General features: G+C 55.8%; 8 protein-coding genes, 3 tRNA genes and 2 pseudogenes. All 13 read left to right on the top strand.

Annotation, left to right across the window (positions count from 1 at the left end; translation table 11 throughout):
- Positions 1 to 70 precede the first annotated feature (70 nt).
- Entirely contained in the window at positions 71 to 1,834 is a 1,764-nt protein-coding gene (gene msbA, locus G5182_RS03075) for a lipid A ABC transporter ATP-binding protein/permease MsbA (RefSeq protein ID WP_157160501.1), read from the top strand.
- Positions 1,834 to 2,829 (top strand): tetraacyldisaccharide 4'-kinase, encoded by a 996-nt coding sequence (lpxK, locus tag G5182_RS03080; protein ID WP_227342420.1) that lies wholly within the window; start codon positions 1,834 to 1,836, stop codon positions 2,827 to 2,829. Before msbA ends, lpxK begins: the two co-directional genes overlap by 1 nt.
- A gap of 121 nt (positions 2,830 to 2,950) precedes the next feature.
- On the top strand, positions 2,951 to 3,139 hold the full coding sequence (locus tag G5182_RS03085; RefSeq protein ID WP_005347033.1) for a Trm112 family protein: 189 nt from the start codon (positions 2,951 to 2,953) through the stop codon (positions 3,137 to 3,139).
- Positions 3,136 to 3,885 carry a 3-deoxy-manno-octulosonate cytidylyltransferase gene (gene kdsB / locus G5182_RS03090; RefSeq protein WP_139463907.1) on the top strand — a complete coding sequence of 250 codons (750 nt, stop codon included), beginning with the start codon at positions 3,136 to 3,138 and terminating at the stop codon, positions 3,883 to 3,885. The genes G5182_RS03085 and kdsB overlap by 4 nt, the downstream gene beginning before the upstream one ends.
- 212 nt (positions 3,886 to 4,097) lie before the next feature.
- On the top strand, positions 4,098 to 4,742 hold the full coding sequence (gene uvrY, locus G5182_RS03095) for a UvrY/SirA/GacA family response regulator transcription factor (protein ID WP_005337448.1): 645 nt from the start codon (positions 4,098 to 4,100) through the stop codon (positions 4,740 to 4,742).
- Positions 4,743 to 4,869: 127 nt separating this feature from the next.
- The gene (gene uvrC, locus G5182_RS03100; RefSeq protein WP_042056293.1) at positions 4,870 to 6,723 is read left to right on the top strand and encodes an excinuclease ABC subunit UvrC; all 1,854 of its coding nucleotides are present in this window, start codon (positions 4,870 to 4,872) and stop codon (positions 6,721 to 6,723) included.
- 199 nt (positions 6,724 to 6,922) lie between these two features.
- Positions 6,923 to 7,477: a CDP-diacylglycerol--glycerol-3-phosphate 3-phosphatidyltransferase gene (gene pgsA, locus G5182_RS03105; RefSeq protein ID WP_031227442.1), complete on the top strand. Its 555-nt coding sequence runs from the start codon at positions 6,923 to 6,925 to the stop codon at positions 7,475 to 7,477.
- A 181-nt stretch (positions 7,478 to 7,658) separates the two neighbouring features.
- Positions 7,659 to 7,734 (top strand) — tRNA-Gly (locus tag G5182_RS03110).
- 35 nt (positions 7,735 to 7,769) lie between these two features.
- A tRNA-Cys gene (locus G5182_RS03115) sits at positions 7,770 to 7,843 on the top strand.
- A 41-nt stretch (positions 7,844 to 7,884) separates the two neighbouring features.
- Positions 7,885 to 7,971: transfer RNA gene (locus G5182_RS03120), tRNA-Leu, on the top strand.
- 391 nt (positions 7,972 to 8,362) lie between these two features.
- A pseudogene (locus G5182_RS03125) lies at positions 8,363 to 9,098 on the top strand (IS3 family transposase); the annotation flags it as partial.
- A 93-nt stretch (positions 9,099 to 9,191) separates the two neighbouring features.
- A pseudogene (locus G5182_RS03130) lies at positions 9,192 to 10,043 on the top strand (IS5 family transposase); the annotation flags it as partial.
- A 220-nt stretch (positions 10,044 to 10,263) separates the two neighbouring features.
- Complete coding sequence (locus G5182_RS03135; protein ID WP_216953306.1) at positions 10,264 to 11,442, top strand: acyltransferase family protein; 1,179 nt, start codon at positions 10,264 to 10,266, stop codon at positions 11,440 to 11,442.
- The last annotated feature ends 128 nt before the right edge of the window (positions 11,443 to 11,570 follow it).

The raw sequence follows: 11,570 nt of genomic DNA on the forward strand, positions 1-11,570 counted from the left end.
GTGGCGGCGCTTGGTGTAAGCCTGCGCTTTGGCTAGAATAGCCCGTCATTTCCATTACTAACGGCTATTCATGCAACAAGAAACCTCACAAGAGAGCTGGCCAGTATTCAAACGCCTGCTCGGTTATGTCCGTGATCGCAAGCTGGGCCTGGTCGGTGGCATCATCGGGATGCTGGGCTATGCCGCCGTGGATACCACCTTTGTCTACTCCATCAAGCCGCTGATCGATCAGGGCATCAATGGCAACGACAGCACCGTTTTGAAATGGATGCCTTTCTTCGTCCTCGGCATCGTGGCCCTGCGCGGTGTCGCCAACTTTCTCTCCAACTACTGCATGGCCTGGGTTGGCAACCACGTCGTGATGCGTCTGCAACAGCAGGTGTTCAATCACATGGTGGCGATGCCGATGAGCTTCTTTGACCGTCAGAACACCGGTCATCTGCTCTCCAAGGTGACCTATGACGCCAGTCAGGTATCCTCGGCGGCGAGCACCACGCTGGTGACCTTGGTGCGGGAAGGGGCGACCGTGGTCGGCCTGCTCGGCCTGATGTTCTGGCACTCCTGGCAGCTGTCGGTGATCTTTTTGGTGGTTGGCCCGCTGGTGGGGGTCATCATCGGCCTTATCAGCCGTCGTTTCCGCCAGATCAGCCGTCACATCCAGCAGGCGGTAGGGGATATCACCACCTCCACCGAGCAGATGCTCAAAGGGCACAAAGAGGTGCTGATGTTTGGTGGCCAGAAAGTGGAAGAGAAGCGCTTCTTCCAGGTCAGCAATAACATGCGCCAGCAGACCATGAAGATGGTCGCGGCTGATGCCATAGGCAGCCCTGTGGTGCAGATGGTGGCCTCCATCGCGCTGGCTGCCTTCCTCTATGTAGCCACCATCGACAGTGTGCGCAGCGAGCTGACTGCCGGTACGTTTACCGTCATGATCACCTCCATGATGATGCTGCTCAAGCCGCTGAAAAGCCTGACCGACGTCAACAACCAGTTTCAGCGCGCCATCACTGCCTGCCACAGCCTGTTTGGCCTGCTCGACAGCGAGCCGGAGCAGGATACCGGCACCCGTACTCTGGAGCGTGCTCGCGGCGAGATCGAGTTTCGCAACGTCACCTTCACCTACCCGACCAAGGACACCCCGGCGCTGCACAACGTCAGCTTCAAGGTGGAGGCGGGTAAGTCGGTGGCGCTGGTGGGCCGTTCCGGCTCTGGCAAGAGTACCATTGCCAGCCTGCTGACCCGCTTCTACGACATCGATCAGGGCGAGATCCTGCTGGATGGCATCAACATCCGCGAATACAAGTTGAGCGAGCTGCGCAAGCAGTACGCGCTGGTCTCCCAGCATGTCCACCTGTTCAACGACTCGGTGGCCAACAACATCGCCTACGCCGCGGAAGACAAATACAGCCGCGACCAGATCGTGCAGGCTGCCCGCATCGCTCATGCCGACGAATTCGTCAGCAAGATGAGCAACGGGTATGACACTGTGGTTGGCGAGAACGGTGCATCCCTCTCCGGTGGTCAGCGTCAGCGTGTTGCCATTGCGCGCGCCCTGCTGCGCGATGCGCCGGTTCTGCTGCTGGATGAGGCCACCTCGGCCCTCGATACCGAATCCGAGCGCCACATTCAGGCGGCTATCGACGAGCTTTGCAAAGCGCGTACCTCGCTGGTGATCGCCCACCGTCTCTCCACCATCGAGAAGGCGGACGAGATCCTGGTGATCGACGAAGGCCATATCGTCGAGCGCGGGAACCACGAAGCATTGATGGAGCAGCGCGGCACCTATGCCCAGCTGCGCGCTATTCAGTTTGGCAACGCGGGAAGCAAGGCCTGATGCTGGAACGGCTCTGGTATCGCAAAAGTGGCTGGCGCTGGTTGCTGGCCCCCTTTGCCCTGCTGTTCGCCATCATCAGCGGCACCCGCCGCTACGCCTATCGTCATGGCTGGCGCAAGGGGTATCGCTCCTCCTTGCCGGTCATTGTTGTGGGCAATATTTCGGTGGGGGGCAACGGCAAGACGCCAGTGGTGGTCTGGCTGGTGGAGCAGTTGCAAGCCCGCGGCTATCGCCCCGGGGTGGTGAGCCGTGGTTATGGCGGCAAGGCGCCCCATTACCCCTATCGGCTGGATGAGACCAGCACCACGGCGCAGGCCGGAGATGAGCCGGTGCTGATTGCCCGGCGCTGCGGCTGTCCGGTGGTGGTTGCCCCGAAACGGGCCGACGCGGTACGACTGCTGGATCAGAGCGGTGAAGTGGATATCATCATCACCGACGACGGCCTGCAGCACTATGCGCTGGCCCGCGACATCGAGCTGGTGGTGGTGGATGGTGCCCGCCGTTTCGGCAACGCCTGCTTGCTGCCGATGGGGCCGCTGCGCGAGCCGGTCACTCGTCTCAAACGGGTGGACGCCATCATCTGCAATGGCGGCGAGCCGGGCAAGGGGGAGTACCCCATGCAACTGGTCGCCGACACCCCGCGCCGGGTGCGCGACGATGCCCTGCTGGCAGCCCCCTTGTCGGGGCCGGTCGATGCGTTGGCTGGGATCGGTCATCCGCCCCGCTTCTTTGCCACCCTGGAAGGGCTCGGCTATCAGCTGGATCAGCAGGCCGCCTACGGCGATCATCACCCCTTCGATCGGGATGAGCTGGTGGGCCGCTTTGCCAGCAAGCCGCTGCTGATGACCGAGAAGGATGCGGTCAAGTGTCGTCCGTTTGCCCTCGATAACTGGTGGTATCTGCCGGTCAGTGCCGAGTTGCCCGCCTCCCTGCTCGATGCCCTGCTGCACAAGCTGGGGACGAAGGGGAAGGGCGCGGCCAGGGCGCAAGATTAATCTCTCTCGCCTCGGCGGGGGAGCAGGGGGTTGATATGCCCCGTATGGAATATCTGGTTGCTCGACATCCATCGCTGGCGTGATGAAGCCGCCAGCGCGACATCGTTGAAGGAGTATCGTTTTGGCTTTGGACATCAAGTTGCTCGACATCATCGCCTGCCCGGTCTGCAAGGGTAAGCTGCACTACAACAAAGCAGTCCATGAGCTGGTCTGCCGTTTTGACAAGCTGGCCTATCCGCTGGAGGAGGGGATCCCGGTGCTGCTGGAGAACCGTGCCCGTCCGCTCAATAGCGATGAGCTGCCGTCATGAGTTTCGTCGTCGTCATTCCGGCCCGCTATGCGTCAACCCGTCTGCCGGGCAAGCCGCTGGCTGATATCCATGGCAAGCCCATGGTGCAGCACGTGGTGGAGAAAGCCCTGCAATCCGGTGCCGATCGGGTGATCGTCGCCACCGATGACGAGCGGGTGCAGCAGGCACTGCTGAGCACCGGCGTCGAGGTGTGCATGACCTCACCGGATCACCAGTCCGGCACCGAGCGTCTGGCCGAGGTGTGCCGTCACTACGGCTTTGCCGCCGATACCATCATCGTCAATGTGCAGGGGGATGAGCCGCTCATTCCGCCCGCCATCATTCGTCAGGTGGCGGATAATCTGGCCGCTGCCACGGCGCCGATGGCGACCCTGTCGGTGCCGATCAAGGATGCCGAAGAGGCGTTCAATCCGAACGCAGTGAAAGTGGTGACTGACAAGGATGGCTACGCCCTCTACTTCAGTCGCGCCAGCATTCCCTGGGATCGGGATCGCTTTGCCAACAGTCACGAGCAGATTGGTGACCACTACCAGCGTCATATCGGTATCTACGCCTATCGCGCCGGCTTTATCCAGCGTTACGTAGACTGGGCACCGAGCGTGCTGGAGCAGGTCGAGGCGCTGGAGCAGCTGCGGGTCCTCTGGTACGGGGAGAAGATCCACGTCGCCCAGGCCCTTGAAGCGCCGCCGGTCGGGGTGGATACCCAGGCCGATCTGGAGAAGGTGCGCGCCTTTTTGGCCAAGTGATGGCCACAGCACTCAAGTCATGAAAAACGGTGTCGCAAGGCACCGTTTTTTGTTTTGAAAATTTATATAATTATTTGATTTTAAACGCTAAACATGGGTTTTCTCAAACTTTTGGCGTGCATGGTTTGCCAACGCGACGAGTTTGGTTATGATGCAAGACGCCCTGTTAACCCTAACCGGGCGGCTAAAACGAGATAAAACGGGGTGTTTGGGTGATAAATGTATTCCTGGTCGATGATCATGAGCTGGTGCGTACAGGGATAAGACGCATTCTTGAAGATGTGCGCGGGATCAAGGTGGTGGGCGAGGCACAGAGCGGCGAGACCGCAGTTACTTTCTGTCGCCAACACCATCCGGACGTGATCCTGATGGACATGAACATGCCGGGTATTGGTGGTCTGGAAGCGACCCGCAAAATTCTGCGGATCCGCCCCGATGTGCGCATCATAGTGCTGACCATTCATTCAGAAAATCCGTTCCCCACCAAGGTGATGCAGGCAGGCGCCGCCGGTTACCTGACCAAGGGGGCTGCCCCCGACGAGATGATCCAGGCGATCCGGTTGGTGCACTCCGGTCAGCGCTACATCTCCCCGGAGATTGCCCAGCAGATGGCCCTCAGCCAGTTTGCCTCCGCTGACGAGAATCCCTTCAAGTCCCTCTCCGAGCGCGAGCTGCAGATCATGATGATGATCACCAAGGGGCAGAAGGTGACCGATATCTCCGAGCAGCTCAACCTGAGCCCGAAGACGGTCAACAGCTACCGCTATCGGCTGTTCAGCAAGCTGGGGATTAACGGTGACGTGGAACTGACCCATCTGGCCATTCGCTATGGCATGCTGGATGCCGATACCCTCTAATCGGGTGGCGTGTGGTCACAAAGGCGGCGAGTGCCGCCTTTTTGCTTTTCTGCCCTTTTGCTTTTCAGGCGGCGGGGGCAGTATGCTCTGCCCGTCAATTTTTGCCTTTGTGTGAGCCGAGTAGCTGATGACCCTCTCTCCCGAACCTCTCTTCGACAGCAAGGCGTTTCTGAGCGCCGTCACCCATCAAAGTGGCGTCTACCGCATGTATGACAGCGGTGGCACCGTGATCTACGTGGGCAAGGCCAAGGATCTGAAAAAGCGGCTCGCCTCCTACTTTCGCACCAACGTCGACAGCATCAAGACCCGCACCCTGGTTCGACAGATCGCCGATATCCAGGTCACCGTCACCCACACCGAGACCGAGGCGCTGATCCTCGAGCACAATCTCATCAAGCAGTACCAGCCCCGTTACAACGTGCTGCTGCGGGACGACAAATCCTACCCCTGGATCATCATCACCGCGCACCAGCATCCGCGCATCGGTGTCCATCGCGGTGCCCGCAAGGTTAAGGGAGAGTACTTCGGCCCATACCCCTCTGGCGGAGCGGTGCGTGAGAGCTTGCACCTGATGCAGAAGATTTTTCCGGTGCGCCAGTGCGAGGATGCGGTCTATGCCAACCGCACCCGTCCCTGCCTGCTCTATCAGCTCAAGCGCTGCGCTGGCCCTTGCGTGGCCGGATTGGTGAGCGAGGCCGAATATGCCCAGCAGGTGGAGCTTGCCAAACTGTTTCTGGCGGGCAAGAACCAGCAAGTGATTGGCGAGCTGGTGGGCAAGATGGAGTCCGCCAGCGGCGATCTGCGCTTTGAAGAGGCGGCCCGCTACCGGGATCAGATCCTGGCGCTGCGCCGGGTCACCGAACAGCAGTCGGTGAGCGGCAACGTACTGGACGAGCTGGATGTGGTGGGGGTCGCCTTCCAGCAAGGTGCTGCTTGCATCCACGTGCTCTTTATCCGTCAGGGCAAGGTGCTCGGCTCACGCAGCTACTTCCCGAAAGTGCCGGCCGATACCCAGCTTGACGAGGTGGTGCAATCCTTCCTGCTGCAGTTTTATCTGTCGGGGCAGGGGGGGCGGCAGATCCCGAGCGAGGTGCTGCTCGATGTGGCCCTTGAGGACGAGAGCGTCATCGCCGAGACTCTGAGCCAGACCGCAGGCTACAAGGTGCGGGTGGTGAGCCGTACCCGCGCCGAGCGGGCCCGCTTTATCAAGCTCGCTTCCATCAACGCCGAGACGGCGCTGCGCTCGCGGCTGGCTCACAAGAGCACCATCACCGCTCGCTACGACCAGCTGGAAGAGCTGCTGGAGCTTGAGCGCCCCATCGCTCGCATGGAGTGTTTCGATATCTCCCATACCATGGGGGAGCGCACGGTGGCCTCTTGCGTTGTGTTCAACCGGGAGGGGCCGCTCTCATCGGAATATCGTCGTTTTAATATCGACGGTATCACTGGCGGTGATGACTACGCGGCGATGGAGCAGGCGCTGGAGCGCCGCTTTGGCAAGCAGCAGGAGCCGGACAAGGTGCCGGACGTGCTATTTATTGACGGCGGCCTCGGCCAGTTGCGCCGCGCCGAAGAGATCCTGGCCCGTCAGCTGGAGTTCCTCGGCGGCAAATATCCGCTGCTGGTGGGAATTGCCAAGGGGGTGACCCGCAAGGCCGGGTTGGAAACGCTTATCATGGGGGAGAGCCACGAAGAGCTGCATTTGCCGGCAGATATGCCCGCTTTGCACCTTATTCAGCATATTCGCGATGAATCCCACCGTTTTGCCATTACCGGGCACCGGGCCAGACGGGCCAAGGCCCGCACCAGCAGCAGTCTTGAGGATATTCCGGGGGTGGGGCCAAAGCGGCGGCAGGCGCTGCTCAAATATCTGGGCGGCCTGCAGGAGGTCAAAAAGGCGAGCGTGGATGAACTAGCCAAGGTACCCGGCATCAGTCAGGAGCTGGCCCAGATCATCCACGATGGCTTGCACAGCGCCTGAGCAGGGTTAGCGGCATGGCAAAATCGCTAACTCCTTGATGCACAAGAGCCGTGACGCGGGGGGGCCGTAAATGCCATAATGGCCCTCGCATTTTGAGAAGATTGATGGATTAAAAAGACCAAGACGGGCGCCAGTGCGGTTGCATCGCAAATCGGCTTTGGCGCACTATGTAGCGACGTACAAGAAGTGGCTGAAAATAATGACAAACATACCTAACCTGTTGACGTTTTTCCGGATTTTGCTCATTCCCGTCTTCGTCATCCTGTTCTATCTGCCTTATCAATGGTCCTATCTGGCTGCCGCCATCATCTTTATTCTGGCTGCTGCTACCGACTGGTTTGATGGCTATCTGGCTCGTAAGCTCAATCAGTCCACCGCCTTTGGCGCCTTCCTTGACCCGGTTGCCGACAAGATCATGGTCGCTGCCGCACTGGTGGTCATCGTCGAACACTACAACACCATCTGGGTGACCATCCCCGCCATGACCATGATTGGCCGAGAGATCATCATCTCCGCCCTGCGCGAATGGATGGCCGAGCTCGGCAAACGCTCCTCGGTGGCGGTCAGCTGGATTGGCAAGTGGAAGACCATGATCCAGATGGTGTCGCTCACCGGTCTTATCTGGCAATACAACGTCTGGATGGTGTGGCTCGCCTATGTGATGCTCTATGTCGCCACCGTGCTCACCTTCTGGTCGATGTTCCAGTACATGAAGGCCGCCTGGGGCGATCTGACCCACCACGCCAACCTGTGAGTCACTTGCGCCGCAAGGTGAGGTTTCCACTGATTTGAGGCAGGAAACGGCCAAAGGCGCTAAAACTGTTCAAAAAGGGTAAAAAATGCCCGAACGATCAGGTAATTAAATATTTCTGGTTGACTGGGCGAGGAACATCGCTAGAATGCGTTCTCGTAGTCAGGCAGTCAGCCAGACCAATGCGGGAATAGCTCAGTTGGTAGAGCACGACCTTGCCAAGGTCGGGGTCGCGAGTTCGAGTCTCGTTTCCCGCTCCAAATTCAGACAATAGAGAGCCAACTCTCTTTTGCATGGCGCGTTAGCAAAGCGGTTATGCAGCGGATTGCAAATCCGTTTAGTCCGGTTCGACTCCGGAACGTGCCTCCATATTGACAAGCCCGCCACGCGAGCTTGATACCGATTGCGGTGCCCGAGTGGTGAAATCGGTAGACACAAGGGATTTAAAATCCCTCGACGTTCGCGTCGTGCCGGTTCGATTCCGGCCTCGGGCACCATTAAAATCAAAGAGTTACGAAAGGCCACTAGAAATAGTGGCCTTTTTCTTTTTCCTAAATGGCGCCAAAATGGCGACAGCGATTGTGTCGAGTCCACTGCTTCATAACAACAAAGCCTGCTGAAGGCAGGCTTTTATAGGGGTCTGTATATAGCCGAGGGATTTACCTCGTGGGGCAGGGTATGGCCGCTTACTTCCACCACTCCTTACCCGGTAAGTTATTCCATTCTCCAACCGGGTATTCATGGCCATGAAAGCGCTGCGTGGTGCCTAATGTTCTCTGACTGGTGGTCTGAGAGGCTCCGTCCTGCTCTACGGTCCCTGTTTTCGCTTTGGTTACTACTCTCAGATCATTTAGCCCGTTAGATATCCCTGACAGGACTTGGAGGAAAGCCCTCATCACTTTGGTCTGCTGCGCTTGCGATGCTCCCTCGTTCTGTTTTTATGATTATCTGGTTCGTAGGAGAGTAATTAACCGTGAGTGCATGCAACAGTGCCGTTAGTTGCGCCGTTTGTTCAAAGAGAGCCGGGATTCCGCAGGCAGTCGCGCCTTGATGTCGATGATGCGAACGCTGGGGTATCAGATTGGCCGATTCAAAGTCCGTAACCTGATGAAGGAATCCGGGTTGGCATCCAAACAGCCGGGCGCACACCGTTATAAGGTGCCCGGTCTGCACGACCGGATATTCCCGATCTGCTGGCCCGCAAATTTGATGTCCAGCAACTCAATCAGGTGTGGCTATATCACCTAGGTTTGGGCAGGGGCTAGTTGGCATTATCTGGCTGTGATGCTCGACCTGCATACCCAGCGAGTTGTGGGCTGGACGATCTCTGGTAAGCCTGATGTAGATCTGGCCATCAAAGCTCTGGAGATGCCCTATCAGCAGCGGGCTTGTCAATCAGGGTGTGCTGTTTCACTCCGACCAGGGCAGCCAATAGGGCAGTCGGGCATTTCGGCAACGACAGTGGCGCTATCGCATGGCCTGGAGCATGAATCATGGTGGTAACTGCTGGGATAACGTCCCGATGGAGTTGCTGTTCAGAAGCTTGAAGTCACAGTGGCTCCCAGCAACGGGATACCTGAACCTGCGGGAAGCGAAGCTGGATATCAGCTATTACCTGATGGATTGCTAGGCGTTGTTGCCCAAATCGATGCAGCTTGAATGGAACTAGCTGAGGACTCGGTGATCTGCTCATCACCATCCTCTTCAAGTTTGCATCATGGGCATTTCGCTGCACCCCATCACCAACTGGCCTAAATACAACAAGTCTTTGATTCACCGTGGTTCACCCACCTTCTGGGTTGATGCCGAGGCCATGAGCAACTGGTTTCACCACGACTATCACGGACGGCAAGGCCGCAGCCAGTTCTACACCAACCAGACCATCTGTACCTTCCTGATGCTCAAGGGAATTTTCAACTTCACCCCGCGGGCCACTCGGGGACTACTCGACTCCCTGCTCGAGTTGAGGAATCTGGCGTTGTGCGCACCGGACTATAGCTGTGTCTGCAAGCGAGCCCGTATGGTGAAAGTGGCTTATCGCTCCCCCCAAGGGGACGCGTTACCGACTTGGTTATCGACTCAACCGGGCTGAAGGTGTTTGGTGAAGGTGAGTGAAAGGTCAGCAAACACTGCGCCGAAAAACGGCGAGTGTGGCGCAAGTTGCATCTGGCGGTAGATCCGGTGAGCCACGATATCGTGGCGGCGGAAGTCTCGCTGGGACATGTTTATGCGGATGGCGCCGACGACAGTAAAGCCAGCCATCAGCTTATCTAGCGCACAGGGGGCGACAGCCTGTATCCTGACTAGCGAAAGCACGGCGTTATGGAAAAGGGACACCCGAGAAATGATGCTGTGTTGTGATGCGCAAGGAAGGGCTAGCGGACTGGAAGAAGATATCGGGGTATCACCGTCGCTCGCTGGCCGAGACGGTGATGTATCGGTTCAAGCAGTTGTTGGCGGGGAAAATCAGTCTGCGTAACTAAACGGCCAAGTGGGAGACGTCATGGCGTATGTAAGCGCCATAAACAAACTCAATACCCTGGGTCTACCTGTCAGAAAACCCCGAGTGTTGCGGTCACCAGGGGCTGGGGAAGTCATGACTTGCTGGGGGATTTGGGCAACAACGCCGATTACTACAACTGGCGGCATCCACATCAACACAATTACGGGGTCACGCCAGCAAAAGCCGAGGATCCGCCTAATCAAGAGTCCGGATTTAGTTGACCACTACAGACTGTGCTTGAGTTCATGTTACAATTTGTCAATCTTTCACTATCTACGTCAACCATATGCAAAACCAGAAAAGCAATAGGATTGATTTCGCAAACACTCTAAGAGGCTTTGCTGCATTAGCTGTAGTTATTTCACATTACTATGGCGTTTTTTGGTCAAGCCGTGCAGCTGTAGAGGTGTTAACAAATGCGCCAATGCTTCCCTTTGAAACGCATGCAATTCCTATTTATGTTTCATTATTAAACGCCTTTTCATTATTTAATTGGGGGGCATATGGTGTAGCATTATTTTTTATCATTAGTGGCTTCGTAATTCCATTTTCTTTGCAAAAAACAAGTTGGTTTGGTTTTACTATCAATCGAATGCTGCGAATTGTGCCAACATATATTGTAGGTTTTAGTATTACGTTGGTTGCCATTTTAATTAGCTCACATTATTTTTCAAGGGAGTGGCCATTCACTACTCAAGAGGTATTGATTCATTACATACCTGGTATTAGAGATGTCTTATGGTCAAGAGGTATTGATGGAATAGTGTGGACGCTAGAGATAGAAATGAAGTTTTATTTTGTCTGTGCGTTATTGATTGTGCTATTTCGAAAGCAATCAACCATGGTTTTTTTAGCCCCGATATTTATCTTCATAGCATCGATTGTTATTAATAAGTATATTCCCGGTTGGGGTAATACGGATGCAAGGTTGTGGCAATTGGCAATGACCTTTATGACAGTGTCGCAATATATTATATATATGTTCATTGGGGTGGTGTTTCACTATGTCCAACGTGGTCGTATTGAAAGAGACAAAGCATATCTTTTAATTGGAGTGATTTTTTGCCTTTTCTGTTTGCAATGGTATATTGGCCCCGCAGCTGCCGGAATAACGGTAGCATGGAGCTATGCATTTGCATTGCTGACCTTCATTTTTGCATTTACGTATCAGGATTTTTTCAGGTCAAACAAGTTCTTCGATTTCCTGGCAGATATAAGCTACCCACTTTATGTGATACATGGTGTCGCTGGCTATGTAGCGCTTAGAATCTTACTCGATCTTGGCATGAAAGCTTGGGTTTCACTGTTGATTGTGACTGGTGGGTGCATATTTTTATCTTGGGTTTTACATAAGCTAGTGGAAAAGCCATCCCAACGAGTTGGTAAAAAATTGGCTGGCTACTTTATTATCAAAAAAAATGACTGTAGAGTTAATAATGAAGTGGCCGTTAGTCATTTAAATTAAGTCTATTAAGCTGCTGTACAGATCTAGTTATCACCTGACACCGGCCTCAAGCCGGTGTCTTGTTTACGCTACTTTAGAGCGCACTTCCTTCGGTATCAATTTCAGACCCTTCTTGAACATGCTGTAGG

Origin of the sequence: Aeromonas sp. 600948 (genome assembly GCF_049174875.1) — a bacterium.
Lineage (GTDB): Bacteria > Pseudomonadota > Gammaproteobacteria > Enterobacterales > Aeromonadaceae > Aeromonas > Aeromonas veronii_A.

Bases quoted from the DNA above. Each gene is read 5' to 3' on its own strand.
- msbA (WP_157160501.1), top strand. From the start codon at position 71: ATGCAACAAGAAACCTCACAAGAGAGCTGGCCAGTATTCAAACGCCTG.
- lpxK (WP_227342420.1), top strand. From the start codon at position 1,834: ATGCTGGAACGGCTCTGGTATCGCAAAAGTGGCTGGCGCTGGTTGCTG.
- kdsB (WP_139463907.1), top strand. From the start codon at position 3,136: ATGAGTTTCGTCGTCGTCATTCCGGCCCGCTATGCGTCAACCCGTCTG.
- uvrC (WP_042056293.1), top strand. From the start codon at position 4,870: ATGACCCTCTCTCCCGAACCTCTCTTCGACAGCAAGGCGTTTCTGAGC.
- pgsA (WP_031227442.1), top strand. From the start codon at position 6,923: ATGACAAACATACCTAACCTGTTGACGTTTTTCCGGATTTTGCTCATT.
- G5182_RS03135 (WP_216953306.1), top strand. From the start codon at position 10,264: ATGCAAAACCAGAAAAGCAATAGGATTGATTTCGCAAACACTCTAAGA.